The following is a 21195-nucleotide window of genomic DNA, read 5'->3' as shown; positions in this document are numbered from 1 at the left end:
CGACGCCCTCGAGCGCGAGGTGCAGGCGGCCGTCCGCGGCGTCGCGGTCGTGCAGCCCGCGGTCGTCGGTCCACGCGAGCGCCGGCGAGCCGTCCGCGAGCGTGAACGGCGAGAGCCCGGCGGACGGCCGCAGCGGGCTCCCCAGCAGCGTGGCCCCGGACGGCACGCCGTCGCGCACCGTGACCGTGCCGACCCCGTGCTCGGGCGTCGACCACGCGAGCAGCGCGCGGCCGTCGGGACCGAGCGACGCGACCACGTCCTGCGCGTCCTCGGGCGGCGGGTTCGTGCCCGTCATCAGGTAGAGCGAGCTGATCGAGCTGCGGCGCAGCGGCTTCGGCGCCTCGGCGGCGGCCAGCGGTGGGTTGAACCGGCCTGGACCGCCGCGCACGATGGCCCTGATCGGGTCGTAGTCACCCTGACGCCAGGCCACGACCGCCGCGCCGTTGGGCTGCAGGTCGAGTGCGAGGCGGCCGAACAAGGACCCCACCTCGAGCACCTGGAGCGGGGCGAAGTCGCCGCCCGGCGCGCGTTCGTAGAGCTGCATGTCGTTGAAGCCACCCAGGGCGACCAGCGCCCGGCCGTCCGGGGCGACGGCGAGCGCGGGCGGCGTGTCGGACCGCGCGGTGACGAGCGTGCGCGGCGGCCCGAGCGGCCCACCCGGGGGCGCGATCCGGGCCAGCACCCGGACGGTCTCTTCGTCCCCGTCGCGCTCGCCGCTGGGCTCGCTGTGGACGACGATCGCCTCCCCGGCGGCGCTCATGCCGACCTCGACGCCGACCTCGTACCCGCCCTCTTCCTGCCACGGCACGAGCTCCTCGACGGCCCCGACCGCCCCGCCTGCGGCCCGGCGCACACCGCGGATGCGCACGCGCCCCTCCAGGTCACCCTCCATCCAGGCGAGCACCGCGTCCCCGCGCGCGGACACCGCGGCGGAGATGCCCCAGGTCTGGATCTCGGGCAGCGTCACCGGCGCGCTCCACGTCACGGCCCCGGGCTCGCGCAGTGCGATGCGCACGCCGTTCTTCAGCGGCGCCGCGAGCACGGCCGCCCCGTTGGCGTCGCTCGCGACCGCCGGGCACGCCGTGTACGTGCCGAGCGGCGCGCCGCCCGTGGCGTGCAGCCCGTCGGCGCGCGCCTCCATCAGCTGCACGCCGCCACGGACCCAGCGCACCAGCTCGCCGGGCTTGCCGGTCGGCTTCAGGCAGGCCGCCGCGCCGCCCGCAGGCTGGAACGGCAGCTCCCCGAACGGCGCCGCGGAGGCGGTCGCCGGAGCGGCCAAGAGGATCAGACTGATGAGGAGCGCGCGAACCATCCGCGCAACATAGGGTGACGACGCGCTTGGATGGCGCAGTAGAAGGGAATCCTCCTTACAAAGGCTTCTAGGAGGACGCACATGGCACGGACCGAGACCTACGACGACACCGTCAAACCCCGCTCAGGGATCTCACTCGCGAAGGGACCCGTGGCGATGATCGGCATCGCCTCGCTCGTCTTCGGCGTGCTGGGCTTCATCTTCGCCAACCAGAGCTTCACGTTCGACATCCCGGACGGGACCGTGAACGGCGACACGTTCCTCGGCGTCGAGGGCAACGGCTGGACGTGGACGGCGTTCGCCGCCGCCGGCCTGCTCCTGCTGCTCGGCTCGCCGGTCCACTGGGGCGCGAAGTCGATGGCGTTCATCGTCGGCGTCGTGATGATCGTGGGCGCGTTGATCGCGATCTCCGACGGCACCGACATCCTCGGGATCATCGCGACCAACAACTGGACGAAGCTGATCATGGGCGCGATGGGCGGCGTGCTCGTGCTGCTGGCGATGATGCCGCGCGTCGGGCAGCGTCGCGGCGGTGCGCCGATGACCACCCGGCACGAGCGCGACGACACGCGGGACGACGTCGAGCAGCAGCGGCGCTTCGAGCGTGACCGCGACCACGACACGACCGCGCCGGTCGAGCCCGCCAACGGCCGCGCGACGACCACGCGCGGCCCGCTCGAGGACCGGCGGTAGTTGATCGACCGCGGCCGGTCCGGGGAGGAGTACCCGGGCCGGCCGCGGCGACCGATGCGTCTACGGCGCCGTCGTAGACCACATTCGGTGTGATGATCAACGAATTCTTCTCGCACGTCAAGGATTTCCTCTTTGAACGTGCCCTCGGAATAGTTGTCCAGCCCCACTTGTGGCCAGGCGATGAGTTTCCGGGCCCCGCGTCGTCTTAGTTCGTGATGCAGCCAGCCACGGTGCTAGTCGTGAACGCCGAGACCGACGAGGTCCTCGGCTACGTGGACGCGACCAGTCCCGATCTCGCGCTGGTGGAGTCGCTCGCGCGCATGCAGCTGCGCGCCCGTCGCCGCGGCGAGCGGGTGCGCCTGCGCAACGTGCCCGACGACCTACGCGGGCTGCTGGAGCTGGTCGGGCTGACCGACGTGCTCGCCGTCGAGGCGAAGCGGGAGCCCGAACTCCGCGAAGAGGTCCGGGTAGATGAAGTGATGCAGCCCGGAGACCCGCCCCTCTGAGGTCTCCATGACGACGACGGCCCAGCCGGCGTAGTCACCCTCGGGCGTCGGGTTGTAGATGCCGATCGCCGGGCCGCCGTTGGCCTGCGTCACGAGCACCTTGGAGCCCTCGCACTTCGCGCCCGTCGTGGTCATGAACACCCGGATGGCCTCCGGGCCGACGATCCACAGCGGCCACGGCGGCATGGAGAAGGAGGCGTCGTCCTTGAGCAGCGCGGTGAGCGCCGTCATGTCGTAGGCCTCGAAGGCCTGCACGTACTTCTGCAGGAGCGCCTTCTGCTCGGCGTCGTCGACGGTCGCCGCGCCGGTCTCCTCGAGGTGCTTCTCCTCGAGCGTCGCGCGGGCGCGCTGCAGCGCGCTGTTGACGGAGGCGACGCTCGTGTCCAGCAGCTCGGCGACCTCGCTCGCCTGCCAGCGCAGCACCTCGCGCAGGATCAGCACCGCGCGCTGCTTGGCCGGCAGGTGCTGGAGCGCGGCCACGAACGCGAGCCGCAACGTCTCCCGGGAGGCGGCGAGCTCAGCGGGATCGGCGGTCGGCTCGAGCACCTTCGCGTCGGCGATCGGGCGCACAAAGGCGCTGTCGACCAGCATCTCGCCGAGCGGCGCGTCGGCGCCGGAGCTCGGACCCATGTCCATCGGCGTCGCGCGGCGCTGCGCGCTGCCGAGCATGTCCAGGCAGACGTTGTTGGCGATCCGGAACAGCCACGCCTTCAAGGCGCCGCGTTCCTGCAGCTTGTCGGCCGACTTCCAGGCCCGGACCATCGTCTCCTGGACGGCGTCCTCGGCCTCGGAACCCGACCCGATCATCCGGTAGCAGTAGCCCGTCAGCGCCCGGCGGTAGGACTCGAGCTCGGCTTCGATGGGAGTCTCGGCGGCCTTCAGCATCGTTGCCGAATCCTAACCGGGGTGGACGCCGGATCCACCCTTAGGTGGCTGCATTCGTCGCTGAGCGCACGACGCTTGAGTGCATGCGACTGGTCGAACCATTGCTCACGGCGGCGCTCATCGCCACTCCCGGCTGGACGCAGGTGGACCTCACCAGCGCGCTGAGCACCGACGACGTGGCCGGGAACGTGTCCCTCACCACGGGCGACCGCGGCGGGCTTGCCGCGACCACGTACGAGCCGTGCTCGACCACCTTCGCGGTGCTGCGCGCCGCCTCGCCCCCACCGACCGCGCTCGTGAAGCAGACGCTGGTCGCGGGCCCCGAGGCCTCCGGCACCGGCTACGTCGCCGTGCTCGACCGTCGCGAGTGCGGCGGGAAGTCGATCGACCTCGTCGAGCTCGACGCCGACGGCGCGGTGCGGAACCGGACGCCGTTGCCCGTCCGCGGCGCCGTCGAGCTGCTCGTGCTCGAGCCGGGCGCGGACGGCTCGCTCGCGGTCGTGTGGTCCGAGCGCTCGCGGCTGCGCGCGATCACCCGCACCACCGAGGGTCGACTGGGCCGGCCCGTGACCCTGACCCACCACCGAAGCGCCGACTTCACGGCGGCGACGAGCGACGCCGGCGAGGTGGTCGTCGCCTGGGCGGACGAGCGCGTGGTGCGGACGGCGACGGTCACCCGGACGGGCCGTGTCGGGGCGCGCGCCCGGCTCGGTCGCTCACTGGGCATCACGGCGCTGTCGATCGCGCTCCGCGGCGAGCGGGCCCTCGTCGCCTGGGACACGTGGTCCTCGGCCGACGTCCACGCCCGCCTCTACGCCGCCGTCCGCGACGGGCGCCGCTTCCGCGCAGCCGAGCTCGTCGATCGCGCGCCGCAGATCGACCAGGGGTTCGAGGGCGACACGCCGGCGCTGTCGCCGTCGGTCGCGCTCAGCGACGACGGCCACGCGCTCGTGGCCTGGCACCGGTTCAGGCAGTACCACTACGAGCCGCGGCTGGCCGCGGCGCAACCCGGCCAGGGGTTCGCCGAGCCGCGAACGCCGAAGGACACCCACGAAGTCGGCGACGTGGCCTTCGACCCCGGCGGCGGGCCGATCGTCGCCCTGCTGACCAGCACGGGCGTCGTGGTCGAGCGCGACGGGGCGCGGGAGACGGTCGCGACGGAGCGCGACGCGTTCTCGCTGAGTCTGGACGTGCTCGAAGGCGGCCGCCTCCAGGCGAGCTGGCTCACCGGGTGGGGCATCGACGCGGAGGAGGAGAGCTCGATCAAGGAGCCGTCCGTGCTCTCCGTCGCGACGAGCGACACGTGATCGCATGCGCCTGATCGAACCCATCCTCACCTTCGCGCTGCTCGCCGCACCGGGCTGGACGCAGCAGGACCTCGAGCGCGCGCCCGCCGACCCGGAGTCCGCGTGGGAGTCGGTGACGCCCGGGGCGGACGGCGGCGGCCTCGTGACCACGCTCAACCCGACCGCCAACGACTGCCGGATCGCCTTCGCCGCCATGACCGCGGGCACGCCGCCGGCCTCCGTGCCGTCCCCCGGGGAGCTGTGGGCGGGGCCGGTGGCCTCGGGCGCCGGCTACGTCGCCGCGGTCAGCCGCCAGCGCTGTGACGACGACGAAGGGCCGGTCGAGCTCGTCGACGTCGGCGCGGACGGGCAGGTGCTTCGCCGCACGCCGTTGCCCGCCCGCGGGTACGCCACGCCGGTCGAGCTCGCGACCGGCGCCGACGGCTCGCTCGCCATCGCCTGGATCGACGTGACCGAAGCGCGTGAGCGGCTGCGCGTGGTCGTCCGCGGGGCGGACGGCCGGCTCGGCCGGGTCGTCACGCTCGCCGCGCGCCCCGATCGAGACCTCTCCGCGCCGCTGATCGGCGCGGCGCTCGGCCCGGACGGCCGGGTGCTCGTGACGTGGGTGCAGGGGCGCAAGGTGCGCGCGGCGATCGTCGGGCGCGACGGCCACGCCGGCCGCATCGCCGTGCTCGGTCCCGCGCTGCAGGGGACCGGGCCGGCGGCGGCGCTCGGCGCGGACGGTCGCGCCGTCGTCGCCTGGGTCACCGGCGACCACACCGTGGACGAGCTGGGCGAGCGCACGCGGGTCTACGCCGCGACACGCACCGACGGGCGCTTCGAGCCGGCCCGGCTGCTCGATCGCGTGCGGACCGACACCGTCTTCGACGAGTACACCGAGCCGGACACCATCCCGCGCGTCGCCGTGCGCGCAGACGGGACTGCCCGCGTGGCCTGGCTGATCCCCTCGCGCCACCGCAGCGCGGTGCGCGCGGCCACGGCGCGGTCCGGACGCGGCTTCGGTGCGGGTCGCACCCTCGCGCGCGGTGAGACGACCAGCGTGGCCCTCTCGGCCGACGGCACGGCGACGGCGTGGGCGGCGGACGGAGGCGTCTTCGTCCAGCGGGGTGGCAAGCGCGTGAAACTCGCCCAGCAGCGCGATGCGTCCATCGAGGAGGCGACCGTCCTCCCCGACGGGCGTACGCGCGTGAGCTGGGTCACCTGGCACGGCAAGCCGGGGCTCGTGCTGCACGTCGCGACCGGTCCAGCCTAGGCATCACCCATGCAGTAGTCCGTAATTGACTAGGATGCCGCTTCGTGAGGTGTGAAGCGGATCGCGTACGGGAAATCGCCGAAGCTGACGTCGACGTAGAAGCGTCCGTCGAGCTTCAGCGTGCGCTCGTCGGACGCCTTCGCCACCGCGAAGAGCTTGATCGAGTCCTCGGCCGGGATCTCGGCCTCGCGGTTCAGGTCGGCGACGAACGCCGTCTGGCCCGTGAAGTCGAGGCTCGGGTCCTCGGGCGCGGTCTGCTCGAAGCGAACGGTGTACTCGCCCTCGAAGGCGTACGGGCCGTGCGAAGCGGGCGAGGCCTCACCGGACACGACGATCTCGCCGGGGACCTCCGGCGTCGCCGCGGCCTGCGTCGGCACCGGGGTCGAGCGTGGAGGCTCCGCGGACGAACCGCCGCAACCGGCAACGAACACGAGCGCGAGGAGCAGACGGCGGTGCATAGGCAGATCGTACGAAGGGACCTGCTGCGGCTCGGCGCCGCCGGGGCCGCGGGAGCGCTGGTCGTGCCCACCGTGGCCCGCGCGCAGAAGCCCGCGCCGGCGCCGCAGGGCGACGACATCGGCTACGTGCAGTGGGGCGTGACGGCGGAGCTGCTGTCCGTCGCGTTCTGGCAGCGCGCGCTCGACGACGGCGACTTCTCCAAGCGCGCGCAGCGGCGCCTGCGCGAGGCGCGCGACAACGACGCCGACCACCTGAAGCGACTGGTCGCCGTGCTCGGCGAGGACGCGCCGGCCGAGGGCGACTTCGAGGTCGTGCTCCCCGACGCCGCCTTCAAGACCCGCGCGCGCATCCTCGCGTTCGGCAAGCAGATCGAGGAGCACGTGACGGCCGTCTACCTCGACGGCGTCGCGCGCACCACCGACCAGGAGACGCGCGCGCTGCTCGGCCGCCTGCTCGTCGCCGACACCGGCCACCTCGCGCTGCTGCGCAACCTCGCCGGCGAGCCCGTCGCCGACACCGGCCTGCGCACCTCGATGCGCGTGGAGACGGCCGGCACATGGATCGACACCTACCTCCGGACGCCATGAACCGCACCCTGCTCAGCACCCTCGCCATCGCGGCGTCGCTCGCCGCGCCCGCCGCCGCCCAGGCCGCCCCGACCGTGTACGCCGCCGCGTCCCTGCGCGAGGCGTTCCCGGAGATCGACTCGGCCCCGCGCTTCAACTTCGCCGGCTCCAACCAGCTGCAGACGCAGATCGAGCGCGGCGCGCCCGCCGACCTGTTCGCGTCGGCCAGCTCGACCGAGGCTCAGGCGCTGTTCCGCGCGAACCGCTGTGAGCGTCCGGTGACGTTCGCGACCAACACCGTGGTGATGCTCGTGCCCGCCGCGAACCCGGCGAAGCTGGACTCGATCTACGACCTCAAGCGCGGCCCGCAGCGGCGGCTCGCGGTCGGCACCGCGGGCGTCCCGATCGGCGCCTACACCCGTAAGCTGCTCGCGCGCATGCGGCTGACGTCGATCCTCAGCAAGCACATCGTGTCCAGCGAGCCGAACGTCACGTCGATCACGTCCAAGGTCGCGCTCGGCTCGGCCGACGCGGGCTTCGCGTACCTCACGGACGCGCGCGCGGCGGGCAACCGGGTCAAGGTCATCCGGCTCCCGAAGTGGGCCCAGCCGCCGGTGCGCTATCAGGCGTGCGTCGTCAAGCGCAGCGGCGTCGACACCGGCGGGGCGAACGCGTTCCTGAACAAGGTGCGCTCGTCCACCGGCCGGCGCATCCTGGCGAAGTGGGGCTTCGGGCTCCCGCCGCGGTGATGTGAGAGCCGGCTTCACCGCACTGCTGGCGCTCTGCCTGGGCGTCGTACTGGCCTTCCTGGCGATCCCGATCGTCGCGCTGTTCACGGAGGTGCCGCTGGGCGACGTCCCGGGCCTGCTGCGCGACCCGGTCGTGCAGGACACGCTGAAGGTGACGCTGCGCACGAACGCGATCGCCAACGTGCTGATCCTGGCGGTCGGCACGCCGGCCGCGTACTTCCTCGCGACGCGGCACTTCAAGGGCCGCGCGCTCGTGATCACGCTGATCGAGCTGCCGCTGGTGCTGCCGCCGGCGGTGGCGGGCATCGGGCTGCTGGCGGCGTTCGGCGCGGGCGGGCTGTTCGGCGGCGCGCTCCAGGACCAGGGGATCATCCTCCCGTTCACCGAGTGGGCGGTCGTGCTCGCGGTGATCTTCGTCGCGTCGCCGTTCTACCTGCGCCAGGCGATCAGCGCGTTCGAGAGCGTGGATCCGACGTTGCACGACGCCGCACGCACGCTCGGCGCCTCCCCCGCGCGGACGTTCCTGCGCGTCGCGCTCCCGCTCGCGGCTTCCGGGTTGGTGGCGGGCTGGGTGCTCGCGTTCGCGCGCGGGATCGGCGAGTTCGGCGCGACGATCGTCTTCGCCGGCAACGTGCGCGGCGAGACGGGGACGCTCACGCTCACGATCTACGAGCAGCTGGAGGCGAACTTCGACGTCGCGCTGTCGATCGGCATCCTGCTCGTGGTCCTCAGCGCGGTCATCCTGCTTTCGTACAAGCTCCTCTCGTGGCGACGCTCGAGCTCGACCTCACCGACCCCCTTCGCACGTTCGAGCTCCGCGCCCGCCTGACGGTCGGCGCCGAGACGTTCGCGCTCGTCGGGCCGAGCGGGGCGGGCAAGTCCACGATCCTCCGTCACGTCGCGGGCTTGAAGAAGCCGGCGCACGGCCGGATCGCGCTCGGCAAGGACGTGTGGCTGGACACCGAGCGGCGCGTGAACCGCGCGCCCGACCGGCGCTCCGTCGGGCTCGTGTTCCAGGAGTACGCGCTGTTCCCGCACCTCACCGTCGCCGCCAACGTGGCCTTCGGCGGCGCGTCGCCCGCGCGCGTGAGCGAGCTGCTCGAGCGCCTGCACATCGGGCACCTCGCAGGTGAGAAGCCGACACGGTTGAGCGGCGGTGAGCGCCAGCGCGTGGCGGTCGCCCGCGCGCTCGGCCGCGACCCGCAGGTGCTGCTGCTCGACGAGCCGCTCTCCGCGCTCGACGCCCACACCCGCACCGCCGTCCGCGAGGAGCTCGCGGACATCCTCGCGACGCTCGCCATCCCCACCCTGATGGTCACGCACGACTTCCTCGACGCGAGCACGCTCGCCGACCGCATCGGCGTGATCCGCGACGGGCAGCTGCACCAGATCGGCCGGCCCGAGGAGCTCACCGCCCGGCCCGCGGACGCGTTCGTCGCGAGCCTCACCGGCGGCAACCTCCTGCACGGGATGGCCGAGGGCACGCGCGTCACGCTCGACGACGGCACGGTGATCGAGGTCGCCGAGCCGGCGACCGGCCGCGTCGGCATCGCCGTCTACCCGTGGGAGGTGAGCGTGTCCAGCACGTCGCCCGGCGCCGGCAACGTGCTCGCGGGCACGGTCGGCTCGATCACGCCGGACCGTGGCCGCACCCGCGTGCGCGTCGGCCCGCTGGTCGCCGAGGTCGCGCACGTCGACGGACTGGAACGGGGTGCGCGCGCGTTCGCGTCCTTCGCGCCGCGCAGCGCCCGCGTCATCCAGTAGGCGGGGTCATCCTGCGCGCAGCATCTGCTCGACGAAGCGCACCGCGGCGCGGGTGTTCTCGAGCCGCCACAGCGCCAGCGTGCGCGCGAAGCCCTCGTCCTCGACGGCCTCGAGCTCGGCCGCGATCGCCTCGAAGCGCTCGCGCTGGGCGGTCAGCAACGGTGCGGGATCGAGCTTCGCGCGGTCGAGGAACAGCAGCTTGAGCATCAGGTCCGCGCGGGCGTCGCGGACGTGCTGGACCGGCTCCAGCCGCCACGCGTCCACGCGCTCGCGCCCGGCCTCGGTCACCTCCAGCACCGTGCGCGGCGGGCCGGTCTCGCTCGGCTCCGTGCCGGCGGCGCGCACGAGCTCGCGCTCGGTCAGCACGTCGAGCGTGCGATAGACGAGCGGGCGCCGCATCGCCCACACGCGCCCGACCTCCCCGCCGGACACCAGCGCCCGCGCGACCGCGAAGCCGTGGGTCGGGGCTTCGGCGACCAGCGCGAGCACGGCCCACTCGCCGGTCGCGAGCTGCTCTGGACGGCGCCGCATCGGGCGAAGAACCTACATGACGGTCACCGCGATCTTCCGCGTGCCGACGCGCAGCGTGTAGCGCCCCTGCGCAAGCGAGCGGGTGGCGCGGAGTGACGAACCGGTGCCGCGGGCGTAGACCCGCCCGTTGCACGTGAGCGTCGCCTTGCGCGCGGCGTACTTGACCGAGCACCGCACCTTGGTCTTGCCCGTGGTCTTGCACGTCACCTTCGCGTCGCGCCCCGCGGCGCCGCGCTCACCCTTCGCGCCGGCGGGCCCGGCCGGCCCCTGCGGCCCGGCGGCGCCCGGGGAGGCCTGGACCGCCGGCCCGGGCTCACCCTGCGGCCCAGCGGGACCGGCCGGGCCGGCAGGCCCCTGCGGCGCGGTCACGAGCCCGTCGGAGTCGTCCGAGGACGCCAGCCGCACGTCACGCACGCAGCTCACGTAGCGCCCGCCGCGCACGTCCTCCGGGACGATCAACCGCGGACCGACGTTCCCGAGCGAGACGAAGCCCGAGCCGGCGACGTCGTCGTTGCGCTCGTCGTACGCGAGCAGGATGTCCGAGCGGTTGCCGAAGAACGGGTCGAGGTCGCCCCAGGCGAGGATCGACACGTAGTTGTCCGCGGCCGTGAACGCCAGGAAGTGGCGCAGGCCGGCGTTCTTGATCGACGTCCCGAACAGCGGCTCCGCCAGTTTGGTCATCACGTCGTAGACGCTCACGCCCACGTAGGAGCGCTTGTTGGGCGTGCTGCCGGAGAGGTAGGTCACGCTCATGGGTCGGCGTCGCGGGCCGGGCCGGCGAGGGCGGCGCCGGCGAGCAGCACCCCGCAGGCCACGGCAAATCGGGACCGGAACATCACTGCACTCCTCCGCTCGTCAGGTTGCGACGGGTCGAGCCTATGCAATACCTAGGCAGGTAGTCAATACTTGACTACCGATGTCGATCAACAGGACCATGGCGCCCTATCGCGTGACCCTCGAGTTCCAGCAGCCCGGCGGCCCGCCGACGCAGGCGGCGTCCGAGCACCTGCTGGAGCGCCTGCGCGCGGCCGCTCCCGAAGCCGACGTGGCGCTCGAGCTGGGCATCGGCCGGCTGCACGCCGGGCTGACGATCCTCGCGCAGGGTCCCGACGAGGCCGTCGACCGTGCCGTCGCGGCCAGTCGTGAGGTGTTCGCGCGTCCCGCGACGCGCATCGACGTCGCTAGCGCGGAGGCTTGAGCCCCGCCGAGAGCGCGATCGCCAGCAGCGGCATGAAGGCGAGCGTGACGAACGCGCCGCGCGGCCCGTGGTGGTCGGCGATCAGCCCGAGCACCGGTTGGAACAGGCCACCGGCGCTGACCGCCAGGCCGAGCGTGACGCCGGCCGCCGTGCCCGGGCGGCTCGGCAGGTAGTCCTGGCCGAGCTTGACCAGCACCGCGAGCGGGATGTTCGCCGTCACGCCGAGCACGACCACGCACACGAGCGCGACGTAGGGATCGCGCACGAGCAGGAGCGCGCCGAACGCGGGGATGAGCGCGGCGTTGCCGAGCTGGATGGTGCGGGTCAGGCCGAACCGGTCGCCGATCCGCCCGCCCAGGAGCGTGCCCGCGATCCCGCCGGCGAGGCCGAGCGTGAGCGCCGTGCCGCCGAGCGCGCTGCTCGCCCCGAGCTCCTTGATCCAGTACAGCGCGACGAACGTGTTGATGCCGAACGAGATGCACGAGCGGGCGACCTCGACCGGGATCAGCAGCGCGAACATGCGCGGCCGGTCCGTCCCGACCGCGGGCGGGACGGTGGTGAGCCGCGCGGCCTGGCGCTGCTGGTGGCGCGAGAGCACGAACGCCATCAGCACGGCCGGCGGGATGAACAACGCGAGCGCGCTCAGGCCCATCGCGTCGAGCAGCGGCGTCGCGAGCGCGGGCGCCAGGAAGAAGCCGACGCTGCCGCCCGCGGCGAACAGGCTCATCGCCGTCGCGCTGTGGGCGGCCGCGGCGCGCGCGTCCCGTCCGGCCGGCGGGTGGAACATCGCGACGCCCAGGCCCGACAGCAGCAGCATCGCGAACACGACGGGATACGACGCGAAGACGCCCGCGAGGCCGACGCCCAGCGCCGCGAGGATGAGGCCGAGCGGCCCGAGCCACGGCATCCGGCGACGGTCGGCGAGCAGCCCGATCGGCAGCTGCGGCAGCGCGCTTCCGAACGTCGCGGCGAGCGCGAGCCCCGACGCCGCCGAGTAGCTCAGGTTGCGCTCGAGCACGAAGTACGGCACCGCGGCCGGCACGAGGCCCTGGTAGAGGTCGGCGGTGGCGTGCGCGGTCGCCCAGACGCGCATCCGCTGCCAGATCGGAAGGGCCTGCGGCTGGACGTCGGAGAGTGCGCTCACACCCTCGACGGTACGCGCGGACCGACGCACCGACTACCGATAATCTGCGCCGGAGTGTCGGATTTCCGCCAACGGCTGTGGGCGCTCACCGCGGCGTCGCGCCACGCGGGCGGGAGCACGATCGAGCGCCACCATCACGAGGACCACCAGCTCGTGTACGTGAGCGACGGCGTGCTCGCGGTCGAGACCTCGGCGGGCAACTGGGTCGCGTCGAAGGACCGCGCGGTCTGGCTCCCCGCCGGCACCTGGCACGCGCACCGCTTCTACGGCTCGAGCATGTTCCACGCGATCGGCTTCGCCCGGGAGCGTCCGCCGCTGCCGGACACCGCGCCGACGATCGTCGCCGTCACCCCGTTCCTGCGCGAGCTGCTGATCGCCGCCGCGGACACGTCGCTGCCCCCGGCCGAGACGACCCGCATCCGCGCCGTCCTGCGCGACCAGCTCCGCCGCTCCGCGCAGCAGCCGCTCTCGCTCCCGACCCCGCGTGACCCGCGGCTCGCCGACGCCTGCGCGCTCGCGTCCGCCGAGCCGGCCGTGTCGATCCCGCTGGGCGAGCTCGCCCGCCAGGTCGGTGCCAGCGAGCGCAGCCTCTCGCGGCTGTTCCGCGAAGAGCTCGGCATGAGCTACCCGCAGTGGCGCACCAACCTGCGCCTGCTCGAGGCGATGATCCTGCTGTCGGGCGGCACGTCGGTGACCCACACCGCGCGCCAGTGCGGCTGGAACACGACCAGCAGCTTCATCGACACGTTTCGCCGCGCGCTGGGTACGACCCCGGGTGACTACCGCGCCCGCGCCGCCGACGGCAGGGCATGATGGGAAGCGATGTGGGCCTACGCGATCACCGCGCCGGGGCAACTCGAGCGGATCGAAGCGCCGGTGCCGTCGGCGTCGGACGGCCAGCGCCTGGTGCGGCTGCTCGCCGGCGGGATCTGCGGGTCGGACCTGCCGTTCTTCCGCGGCCGCCGCAGCCGCGACTTCATCGACCACACGGGTGAGCCCGGCTTCCCGCTGCACGAGGTCGTGGGCGTGGCGGAGGACGGCACGCGCGTCGTCGGCTGGGCGGCGGGGCATCGCGGGCTGGCGGAGTGGTTCGTGGTCGATGCCGACAACGTGATCGCCGTCGACGCCGACCTCACCGACGTGGAGGCGACGGTCATCCAGCCACTCGCGACCGTGCTCTACGCGCTGGGTCGCGTCGGCGACGTGCACGGCGCGCGGGCGGCCGTGATCGGCCTCGGCTCGATCGGGCTGCTGTTCGCGCACGCGCTGGCGGCGCGCGGGGCGCACGTGACCGGGATCGACCGCGTCGACCGGCGCGACACCGCGGACGTCTTCGGCCTGCGCGCGGTGCTGTGGGACGACGCCGTCGCGCTCCCCCACGACCGCTTCGACCTCGTCGTGGAGGCCGTCGGCCACCAGACCCGGACGCTCACCGCCGCCGTCGACGCCGTGGCCGTCGAGGGCACCGTGCTCGCGTTCGGCGTGCCCGACGACGCGCATTACGCGCTGCCGTTCACGCGCTTCTTCCGCAAGAACGCGACGCTGATCGGCGGCGTGGCGAAGGAGCGGCGCTCGTCGCTCACCGCGGCGCGCGCGTACCTACTCGGCCCGGCTCGTGAGTTGCTGGACGCGTACATCACCGACGTCGTCCCGGTGACGCGCGCGCAGGAGGCGTTCGAGCGCGCGATCGCGCCGACCGCGGGGCAGCGCAAGCTCGTGCTGTCAGTCGCGGACGTCGATCCCTAGCCCGCGCGCGAGCAGCGGGCCGAGGCCGACGAGTTGCAGGGGATCGATGGTCGCGCCGCGCAGCGCGGTGACGTCGCCGTCGGGCTCGAGCTCGGAGCCGCGCAGGTCGACCGCGCGGAGCCGCGCGTTGTCGATCAGCACGCGCCGGAGGCTGCTCGCCGCGAACCGCGTCTCGCGGATCTCCGCCGCGGCCAGGTCGGCGTCGTCGAGCACGCAGTCCTCGAACGTCACGTGGCGCAGCTTCGCCCCGCGGAAGCTCGCGAGGTCCAGCTTGCAGCGCACGAACGCGACCTCCTCCAGCTTGGCCTCGGCGGCCTTGAAGCCCGTCATCCGGCAGCGCTCGAAGCGCACGCGGCTGAGCTGGCCGCCGCCGACGTCCACGTTCGACCAGTCACCGTCGGCGACGAGCACGTCCGTCGCGCGCAGCGACCGCAGCCGGGCGCCGGTCAAGCGGGTGCGGTCCAGCCGGCTGCGCAGGAGGCGGCCGCCCGCGGCCTTCAGGTCGGCCAGGTCGAGCTCGCCCAGGAGCGAATCCTCGACGTCGAAGCGCCCGTCCGGCTCCCACGCGACGAGGTCCTCGTCGTCCAGCACATCCGGCGTCTCGGTCGCTCCCATCGGCATTGTCTGTGAGGCTACGAGGTCCATGCCCGCCCTGATCGTGTTCAGCGACGACCCGTTGCCGACGGTGTTCCCGTCCTTGGAGTACGCGATGGGCTACATGGAGGGGATCGACGTCGAGAACGGCGAGTACACGGCGATCTACACCGTCGGTGGCCGGATCGTCCGCGCGGAGGCGCAGGGCAACGCGGTCGAGCTCACGATCACCGAGGAGCGCGACCGCGACGACCTGCTCGCGCGGCTCCGTGCGTGGCGCGACGACATCGACGACCCCGTCGAGTACGCGCGCACCTACCTGCGCCGCGAGTGGGAAGGCCGCTGGCCCAAGCGTCCGCGCTGGCTGGATCGACGGCTGCACGGCACCGCCCCACCACCACTGGAGGTCGACACGTGATGGAGCTGTTTCCGATCGGGCTCGTCGAGTCCGAGCTCAAGGACCGCGACGGGGCGCCCAAGCAGGGCGACGAGGGCGCGCCGGACGCGTGGCTGCACTTCACCGACGCGGTCGTCGAAGGGCTCGAGGGGATCGCCGTCGGTGACGAGCTCCTGATCCTGACCTGGCTGGACCGCGCGGCCCGTGACGTGCTGCGCGTCGTCCCCCGCAACGACGTCACGCGCGGCGAGCAGGGCGTCTTCAACACGCGCTCGCCCGACCGCCCGAACCCGATCGGCCTGCACCGCGTGACCGTCCTCGAGGTCGCGGAAGCAAGGCTTCGGGTACGTAACCTGGAAGCGCTCGACGGCACGCCGATCGTCGACGTCAAGCCGTTGCTGCGCAGCATCGAGGAACGATGACCAGACCCTCCCCACCCGCTCCCGGCCCCTACCTGCAGACCGTGTCGGGGCGGTTCGTGAACCCGTTCGAGCCGGACCCCGAGCAGCTGGACGCCGGCGACATCGCGCTCGCGCTCGCCAACGTGTGCCGCTTCGGCGGGCACTGCCGGCCGTTCTACTCCGTCGCCCAGCACTCGATCATCGTGTCCGAGCTGGTCGAGCAGCGCGGCGGCGACGTCGAGGACGTCTTCGCGGCGCTCATGCACGACGCGACCGAGGCCTACCTCGGCGACATGCCGCACCCGATCAAGCACCGCTCGCCCCTGGGCGCCGCGTTCAAAGCGGCCGAGGACCACCTCGAGTCGGTCATCCGGACGCGCTTCTCCATCAAGGCCGACGTGCCGGACATCAAGCTGGTCGACCGCGCGCTGCTCGCCACCGAACGCCGCGCGCTCAGTGGCGAGAGCTGGGACTGGCCGGAGCTCGAGGGCGTCGAGGCGCTCGACCTCGAACTGGTCGCCTGGCCGCCCGACGAGGCCGAGCGCGCGTTCCTCGCCCGCTACGCCGAGCTGCAAGCTAAGCGGTAGCTAACGCCTGGTTAAACGTCCTGGACGTTTAACTCACGCGCACGGTCACGGTCGTCGTCGTGGCCTTGCCGCTCTTCGGCGTGAACGTCGCCGTCAGCTTGAGCTTGCCGGACAGCTTCGCGCCCTTCTTCGCCTTGAGCTTGACCTTCACGGTGCCCGCGGCCTTGGCCGTGGCGCTGCCGGAAGCGACGATGCGCTTGCCGCGCTTGAGCGTCAGCTTGACCTTGCCGGCCGCCGGAGCGGCAGCCTTCAGCGTCACGCCACGACGCAGCGCGGAGGCCTTCAGCTTCGTGGGCGGCGCGGAGAGCTTGAACTTCGGCGGATTGGTCGTCGCCGGCGGCGCGGGCGGCAGCGGGCCCGTGGAGGGCGGGCCGGGCGGCGGCGGGGTCACCGGGGGCAGCGCCGTCGTGGCCGCCGAGAAGGCGGGCATGCGCGCCGTCGAGGAGACGGTGCGGGTGCCGCTCAGCACGCAGGTCGCGTTGGCGTCGAACACGTCCGGCTCGGCCTGCGCGACGTGCACGCCGGCGCCGTCGTCCCACGCGACGCTCTTGCCGTCACGGCTGAGCGCGCCGCGGGCGAAGCCGGGGCCGACCGGGATCGCGCAGCCCGAGGGCACCGTGCCGAACCCGATCTGGCCCTCGTAGGCGAACAGCTCCAGGCTCAGCGAGCCGTCGGCCGCACGGCGGCGCAGGAGCATCCGCGAGCCGTCCTCGGAGATCTCCAGGAACGTGTGCGTCACGCCCGGCACGGTCGACGTGAACAGCGGCTGCGTGAGCCCCGTCCAGTAGACGTCGCCGTCGGCGCGGGCGACGACCGGCCGCTCGCGGTGCCAGGTGATGTCGGTGTAGTCGATCGAGGTCTGCGCGTCCGGCAGCGACGGCGAGCTCGGGTTCGTGCGCCCGTAGCGGGGCTGGGCGGGATCGCCGAACGCGAGGAACGTGTAGCCGAGCGTCACGTACGCGCCGTCGGGCTGCATGCGCGCGCTCGTCGGCGGCGAGGTCGTCTGGTCGCCGGGGCTGCGCGGCATCCGGTTGCGCACGGGCGTGCCGGTCCCGTACGCCCAGTAGACGATCTCCTGCTGGCCGGTGGTCGGGTTGGCCTGGAAGGCGGCGAGGCTGCCCTGCTCGTCGGCGGTCGGCAGCACGTAGGGCCGCGCCGGCGTGCCGTCGGCGCTCAGCGCGTGCCGGGCGCTGCCGTCGAGGTTCTCGACGTAGACGTTGTCGTTGTCGATGTAGGTGAGCTCGGCGGCGGAGGCGGGAGCGGCGGCGATCGCCGTCATGGCGAGTGCGGCGGCCAGCGTCCGGCTGGTCTTGAACGTGGTCACCCGGCGAGGTTCGCGGGACGTCGCGCCGACGACATCCTCCGAAGGTCGCGCGACCGACCACCCGGCGGTGTGCGTAGGGTCCCGCGCTCCGGTCCGTCGAGAGGAGAGATGGAGATGGCGATCAAGACGACGCACGTCGGGAGCCTGGTCCGCCCGGACGAGCTCGTGGCGTATCTGCGCAAGCGCGACGCGGGTGAGGCCTACGACGAGGACGCCTACGCGGAGTGCCTACGGCGCTCGGTCCACGAGGTCGTCCAGAAGCAGAAGGACGCGGGCATCGACATCGTCAGCGACGGCGAGTACGGCAAGTCGGCGTGGAACTACTACGTCTACGAGCGGCTGAGCGGGATCGAGCTGCGCCCGCACCCGGTCGAGCACGCCGACTTCGCGGCCGTCAACACGGGCCCGACCGACTGGGCGCGCTTCCCCGAGTTCTACGCCGACTACTTCGCGAACGAGCAGGAGTACGAGGGGCCGGGCGGTGAGTGGGCAGCGGTCGAGAAGGTCACCTACGCGGGCCAGGCCGTCATCGAGCGCGACATCGCCAACCTCAAGGCCGCGATGGAGGCCGCGGGCGTGGAGGAAGGCTTCCTGCCGGTCGTCGCGCCCGCCAGCGCGTTCCCCGAGCTGATCGACGACCACTATGGCTCCGAGGAGGCGGCGCTGATGGGCATCGCGGAGGCGCTGCGCGAGGAGTACAAGGCGATCGTCGACGCCGGCCTGTACGTGCAGATCGACGACGCGTACATCCCGTTCATGTACGACGTGATCGTCCCGCCGGGCACGATGGACGACTACCGGGCGTGGGCGCAGCCGCGCATCGACGCGGTCAACCACGCGCTCGAGGGCATCCCTGCCGACCGGGTCCGCTACCACGTCTGCTGGGGCAGCTGGAACGGCCCGCACACGAACGACATCTCGCTCAAGGACGTGCTCGAGCTCGTCTTCCAGGTGAACGCCGGCACGTACCTGTACGAGCACGCGAACCCGCGCCACGCGCACGAGTGGAAGCTCTGGGAGGACGTCGCGCTGCCGGCGGGCAAGACGCTCGCGCCGGGCGTCATCAGCCACGCCACGAACGTCGTCGAGCACCCGCAGCTGGTCGCGCAGCGGCTGGAGCAGACGGCGCGGCTCGTCGGCGCCGAGCACGTCCTGGCGAGCACGGACTGCGGCTTCGCGCAGGGTCCGTACATCCACCGCGTGCACGAGTCGATCCAGTGGGCGAAGCTCAGCTCCCTCGCGGAGGGAGCCAAGCTCGCCAGTCGAGCACTGGTCTAGGCGGTCGCGGCCTGGCGCGCGCCGGACCACAGCGTGCGCCGGGCCACCACGACGTTCTGGACGGCGAACGAGAGCCCGAGGAACAGGAACACCTCACCGACGGTCTCGGTGGGCAGGTCGCCGGTGACGGACGCGATCGTGCCGAGCGCGAACTTGATCGCGATCAGCGTGACCCACAGGCCGATCGTCAGGCGGTTGCCCTTGCTGATCCAGGCGCCGCCTTCGCGCCAGATCGAGAGCGAGGCGCCGCGCCAGGCGCCGAGGGCGGCGGAGAGCAGCATGCTCGCGCCGAGGTAGACGAGCGTGCCGGTCCCGGAGAAGTCGGCGCCGCCGAGGGTGGCGACGCCGACGATGGCGAAGATCGTGGGCAACTTGATCAGCCCGTTGGCGGTGACTTCATGGGCGTGCATCTGGCGCCAGATGGACCAGGGCAGCAGGATGGCGAGTACGAGGAAGAGCGTCATGGTCGGCAGCCTCGCGGCCCGCGCGCTCCGTGTCCTCCGTACCGAGTTACGCAATTCAGTAACGCGCTACTGATGCCGTCGCCGCGGATCGCGGAGAGGGTTCCGACCATGACCTCCTCCCCGTACCGGAACGTCGCGCTGTCCGCGGCGGTCCTGATCTGCTTCTCGCTGTGCGCCGCCAGCCTCTCGCTGTCGCTGCTCACCGCGCGCTCCTACGCCGACTCGGACCCCGTCCTGCCCGTCGCGGCGCCGGGCGTCGTGACGCTCGCCCAGACGCCCACGACGACCTTCCAGGTGCTGCACGACGACCACATCGGGACGTACGCGATCCCCGCCGGCTACTACACGCTGACGCCGTTCGGTGGCATGAACGCGACCCAGGCGACGCAGCGCTTCGCGCGCTTCCTGCAGGACTTCGACGGCAAGCTCCCCAAGCCGTGGCAGCTGAACGCGGCGACCGCGTCGTTCGCGCGCACGGACACCGGCGCCGGCTTCGCGATCACGCCGACGGCGCCGCCGGTCACGCCGACGCCCGCCCCGGCGAACCCGACCGGCACGGTCTGCGCGGGCGTCTTCGAGGTCGAGCACAACGACCGCATCGGCACGCTCGCGTTCCCGGCGGGCGATTACGTCATCACGAGCGTGCGCGGCACGTGCGCGGCGAACATGAGCGCCTTCAAGCGCCTGCTCGCGCGCAACGACAGCCGCGTCCCGTCCCCGTGGACGCTGAACGCCCAGACCGGCACGTTCGGCACGGGCGCCGGCGCGCGCTTCCGCGTCAAGCCGGCCGCTTGACCCGTTTGTTCCCGCCCGGGTACGGTCGCCCGATGGTGTGGCCGCTGACCGGGCGGGAGCGGGAGCTGGCACAGATCGACGCGGCGCGGAAGGACCCGGCGTGCCCGGGCGTCGTGCTCGTCGCGGAGGCGGGTGTGGGCAAGTCGCGGCTCGCGCGTGAGGCGCAGGCCGCCGCGAGCGACGCGCACGTGGAGTGGGTGCAGGCCACGCGCAGCGCCGCCGCGGTACCGCTGGCGGCGTTCAGCGGGCTCGTGCCCGACGACACCCGCGCCGACGATCTCGTCGGCCTGATCGACCGCTGCGCCGAAGCGGTGCGCGAGCGCGCGGGTCGCCGGCCCGCCGTGCTCGTCGTCGACGACGCGCACCTGCTCGACCCGGTCTCGGCCGCGCTGGTCCTGCACCTCGTGCGCACGCGCAGCGCGTTCGTGATCGCCACCGTCCGTGCGGGCGAGGCGGCCCCGGACGCGATCGCCTCGCTGTGGAAGGACGCGGGCGCGCGCCGGATCGCGCTGGAGCCGCTGGCCGACGACCGCGTGCGCGCGCTCATCGAGGCCGCACTCGGCGACCCCGTCCAGGAGGCCGCGCTGCGCTGGGTGACCGACGTCGGCCAGGGCAACGCGCTGTACGTGCGCGAGCTCGTCGCCGGCGCGATCGACGCAGGCGCGCTCGTCCACGCTCCCGGCTTCTGGCGACTCAACGGCACGCCGCCCACGAGCGCCTCGCTGATCGAGCTCGTCGGCGAACGGCTGCAGGCGCTGGGGGAGGAGCAACGCGCCGCGGTCGAGCTGGTCGCGCTCGGCGAGCCGCTGACGCTGGACGCCCTCGCGACGCTGACCTCCGAGCCCGCGCTGCTGGACGCCGAAGCCGCCGGTCTGCTCGCCCTGCGCGGCTTCGAAGTGGGCCTCGCGCACCCGCTCTACGGCGAGGTGATCCGCACGCAGCTGCCGCCGCTGCGGGCGCGCAGCCTGCGCTTGAGGCTCGCGGACGCGCTGGGCTCGGACCAGCCGCTCCGCACCGCGCGCCTCAAGCTCGACGCGGGTGCCGCGCTCGACCCGGAGCTCGCGCTGACCGCGGGCCGCGCCGCGAACTTCGCCGGCGACCCCGACCTGGGCGAGCAGCTCGCGAAGATCGCGCTGGCCGCGACCGACGACCTCGCGCGGGCCGACGGCCTCGCCGAGCCGGCGCGCGCCGCGACCGGTGACGCGCCGCCCAATCCCGCGCGGGCCGACGGGCTCGCGAGCGC

24 protein-coding genes and 1 pseudogene are annotated in these 21195 nt (G+C 73.1%); 16 read left to right on the top strand and 9 right to left on the bottom strand.

Features of this window, described 5'->3' with window-relative positions; genetic code table 11:
- Positions 1 to 1312: pseudogene (locus tag OJ997_RS33725) on the bottom strand (hypothetical protein); the annotation flags it as partial.
- A gap of 81 nt (positions 1313 to 1393) precedes the next feature.
- Between OJ997_RS33725 and OJ997_RS33720 the strand changes: the two are divergent.
- Complete coding sequence (locus OJ997_RS33720) at positions 1394 to 2005, top strand: hypothetical protein (RefSeq protein WP_270029821.1); 612 nt, start codon at positions 1394 to 1396, stop codon at positions 2003 to 2005.
- Positions 2006 to 2385: 380 nt separating this feature from the next.
- Here the strand turns inward: OJ997_RS33720 and OJ997_RS33715 are convergent, their stop codons facing one another.
- A complete protein-coding gene (locus tag OJ997_RS33715; RefSeq protein WP_270029820.1) occupies positions 2386 to 3396 on the bottom strand; it encodes a sigma-70 family RNA polymerase sigma factor in 1011 nt (336 codons plus the stop codon).
- 83 nt (positions 3397 to 3479) lie between these two features.
- Here OJ997_RS33715 and OJ997_RS33710 point away from each other — a divergent pair, with 83 nt between their 5' ends.
- Both OJ997_RS33710 and OJ997_RS33705 read left to right on the top strand, forming a co-directional pair.
- On the top strand, positions 3480 to 4703 hold the full coding sequence (locus OJ997_RS33710; protein ID WP_270029819.1) for a hypothetical protein: 1224 nt from the start codon (positions 3480 to 3482) through the stop codon (positions 4701 to 4703).
- A 4-nt stretch (positions 4704 to 4707) separates the two neighbouring features.
- Positions 4708 to 5955 (top strand): hypothetical protein, encoded by a 1248-nt coding sequence (locus OJ997_RS33705; protein WP_270029818.1) that lies wholly within the window; start codon positions 4708 to 4710, stop codon positions 5953 to 5955.
- Positions 5956 to 5984: 29 nt separating this feature from the next.
- On the opposite strand, the gene OJ997_RS33700 is transcribed toward OJ997_RS33705, so the two are convergent.
- Entirely contained in the window at positions 5985 to 6413 is a 429-nt protein-coding gene (locus OJ997_RS33700) for a hypothetical protein (protein ID WP_270029817.1), read from the bottom strand.
- Here OJ997_RS33700 and OJ997_RS33695 point away from each other — a divergent pair.
- The 4 genes from OJ997_RS33695 to OJ997_RS33680 are packed head-to-tail and all read left to right on the top strand — an operon-like array spanning position 6408 to position 9493.
- On the top strand, positions 6408 to 7001 hold the full coding sequence (locus OJ997_RS33695; protein ID WP_270029816.1) for a ferritin-like domain-containing protein: 594 nt from the start codon (positions 6408 to 6410) through the stop codon (positions 6999 to 7001). The genes OJ997_RS33700 and OJ997_RS33695 overlap by 6 nt on opposite strands.
- Complete coding sequence (gene modA, locus OJ997_RS33690) at positions 6998 to 7729, top strand: molybdate ABC transporter substrate-binding protein (RefSeq protein WP_270029815.1); 732 nt, start codon at positions 6998 to 7000, stop codon at positions 7727 to 7729. The genes OJ997_RS33695 and modA overlap by 4 nt, the downstream gene beginning before the upstream one ends.
- A gap of 1 nt (position 7730) precedes the next feature.
- Complete coding sequence (locus tag OJ997_RS33685; protein WP_270029814.1) at positions 7731 to 8558, top strand: ABC transporter permease; 828 nt, start codon at positions 7731 to 7733, stop codon at positions 8556 to 8558.
- Positions 8495 to 9493 carry an ABC transporter ATP-binding protein gene (locus OJ997_RS33680; RefSeq protein ID WP_270029813.1) on the top strand — a complete coding sequence of 333 codons (999 nt, stop codon included), beginning with the start codon at positions 8495 to 8497 and terminating at the stop codon, positions 9491 to 9493. The genes OJ997_RS33685 and OJ997_RS33680 overlap by 64 nt, the downstream gene beginning before the upstream one ends.
- A gap of 6 nt (positions 9494 to 9499) precedes the next feature.
- Here OJ997_RS33680 and OJ997_RS33675 read toward each other — a convergent pair whose 3' ends face one another.
- Positions 9500 to 10024 carry a PadR family transcriptional regulator gene (locus OJ997_RS33675; protein ID WP_270029812.1) on the bottom strand — a complete coding sequence of 175 codons (525 nt, stop codon included), beginning with the start codon at positions 10022 to 10024 and terminating at the stop codon, positions 9500 to 9502.
- Between the two features lie 12 nt (positions 10025 to 10036).
- Positions 10037 to 10777, bottom strand: coding sequence for a collagen-like triple helix repeat-containing protein (locus tag OJ997_RS33670; RefSeq protein ID WP_270029811.1), 741 nt, complete (start codon positions 10775 to 10777; stop codon positions 10037 to 10039).
- 181 nt (positions 10778 to 10958) lie between these two features.
- Here OJ997_RS33670 and OJ997_RS33665 point away from each other — a divergent pair, with 181 nt between their 5' ends.
- Positions 10959 to 11222: a hypothetical protein gene (locus OJ997_RS33665; protein ID WP_270029810.1), complete on the top strand. Its 264-nt coding sequence runs from the start codon at positions 10959 to 10961 to the stop codon at positions 11220 to 11222.
- On the opposite strand, the gene OJ997_RS33660 is transcribed toward OJ997_RS33665, so the two are convergent.
- Positions 11206 to 12315 (bottom strand): MFS transporter, encoded by a 1110-nt coding sequence (locus tag OJ997_RS33660; RefSeq protein ID WP_272600577.1) that lies wholly within the window; start codon positions 12313 to 12315, stop codon positions 11206 to 11208. The genes OJ997_RS33665 and OJ997_RS33660 overlap by 17 nt on opposite strands.
- Positions 12316 to 12420: 105 nt before the next feature.
- On the opposite strand from OJ997_RS33660, the gene OJ997_RS33655 reads away from it, so the two are divergent.
- Complete coding sequence (locus OJ997_RS33655; RefSeq protein ID WP_270029808.1) at positions 12421 to 13179, top strand: AraC family transcriptional regulator; 759 nt, start codon at positions 12421 to 12423, stop codon at positions 13177 to 13179.
- Between the two features lie 9 nt (positions 13180 to 13188).
- On the top strand, positions 13189 to 14112 hold the full coding sequence (locus OJ997_RS33650) for a zinc-binding dehydrogenase (protein ID WP_270029807.1): 924 nt from the start codon (positions 13189 to 13191) through the stop codon (positions 14110 to 14112).
- Here OJ997_RS33650 and OJ997_RS33645 read toward each other — a convergent pair.
- Positions 14089 to 14733 (bottom strand): pentapeptide repeat-containing protein, encoded by a 645-nt coding sequence (locus tag OJ997_RS33645; RefSeq protein WP_270029806.1) that lies wholly within the window; start codon positions 14731 to 14733, stop codon positions 14089 to 14091. The two genes, OJ997_RS33650 and OJ997_RS33645, sit on opposite strands and share 24 nt — an antisense overlap.
- Before the next feature lie 22 nt (positions 14734 to 14755).
- On the opposite strand from OJ997_RS33645, the gene OJ997_RS33640 reads away from it, so the two are divergent.
- From OJ997_RS33640 to OJ997_RS33630, 3 genes are read left to right on the top strand one after another with little or no spacing between them, the layout of a single operon-like run.
- Positions 14756 to 15124 (top strand): hypothetical protein, encoded by a 369-nt coding sequence (locus OJ997_RS33640; protein ID WP_270029805.1) that lies wholly within the window; start codon positions 14756 to 14758, stop codon positions 15122 to 15124.
- Positions 15124 to 15525 carry a tRNA (N6-threonylcarbamoyladenosine(37)-N6)-methyltransferase TrmO gene (tsaA, locus tag OJ997_RS33635; protein WP_270029804.1) on the top strand — a complete coding sequence of 134 codons (402 nt, stop codon included), beginning with the start codon at positions 15124 to 15126 and terminating at the stop codon, positions 15523 to 15525. The genes OJ997_RS33640 and tsaA overlap by 1 nt, the downstream gene beginning before the upstream one ends.
- A complete protein-coding gene (locus OJ997_RS33630) occupies positions 15522 to 16091 on the top strand; it encodes a YfbR-like 5'-deoxynucleotidase (protein ID WP_270029803.1) in 570 nt (189 codons plus the stop codon). The genes tsaA and OJ997_RS33630 overlap by 4 nt, the downstream gene beginning before the upstream one ends.
- Before the next feature lie 28 nt (positions 16092 to 16119).
- Here OJ997_RS33630 and OJ997_RS33625 read toward each other — a convergent pair whose 3' ends face one another.
- Positions 16120 to 17415: a hypothetical protein gene (locus OJ997_RS33625; protein WP_270029802.1), complete on the bottom strand. Its 1296-nt coding sequence runs from the start codon at positions 17413 to 17415 to the stop codon at positions 16120 to 16122.
- A 114-nt stretch (positions 17416 to 17529) separates the two neighbouring features.
- Between OJ997_RS33625 and OJ997_RS33620 the strand changes: the two genes are divergently transcribed.
- Positions 17530 to 18693: a cobalamin-independent methionine synthase II family protein gene (locus OJ997_RS33620; protein ID WP_270029801.1), complete on the top strand. Its 1164-nt coding sequence runs from the start codon at positions 17530 to 17532 to the stop codon at positions 18691 to 18693.
- Here the strand turns inward: OJ997_RS33620 and OJ997_RS33615 are convergent.
- The gene (locus tag OJ997_RS33615; protein ID WP_270029800.1) at positions 18690 to 19157 is read right to left on the bottom strand and encodes a hypothetical protein; all 468 of its coding nucleotides are present in this window, start codon (positions 19155 to 19157) and stop codon (positions 18690 to 18692) included. The two genes, OJ997_RS33620 and OJ997_RS33615, sit on opposite strands and share 4 nt — an antisense overlap.
- Before the next feature lie 108 nt (positions 19158 to 19265).
- Here OJ997_RS33615 and OJ997_RS33610 point away from each other — a divergent pair, with 108 nt between their 5' ends.
- Together OJ997_RS33610 and OJ997_RS33605 are read left to right on the top strand one after the other, a co-directional pair.
- Positions 19266 to 19952 (top strand): hypothetical protein, encoded by a 687-nt coding sequence (locus OJ997_RS33610; RefSeq protein ID WP_270029799.1) that lies wholly within the window; start codon positions 19266 to 19268, stop codon positions 19950 to 19952.
- Between the two features lie 32 nt (positions 19953 to 19984).
- Positions 19985 to 21195, top strand: a 1211-nt coding sequence (locus OJ997_RS33605; RefSeq protein WP_270029798.1) for an AAA family ATPase, incomplete at its 3' end; no start/stop codon positions are given.

Source organism: Solirubrobacter phytolaccae, from assembly GCF_027587195.1.
In the GTDB taxonomy this organism is placed as follows: domain Bacteria; phylum Actinomycetota; class Thermoleophilia; order Solirubrobacterales; family Solirubrobacteraceae; genus Solirubrobacter; species Solirubrobacter phytolaccae.
Note: the sequence above shows the minus strand (reverse complement) of the source record. Positions and strands in the feature narration are given on the sequence as shown.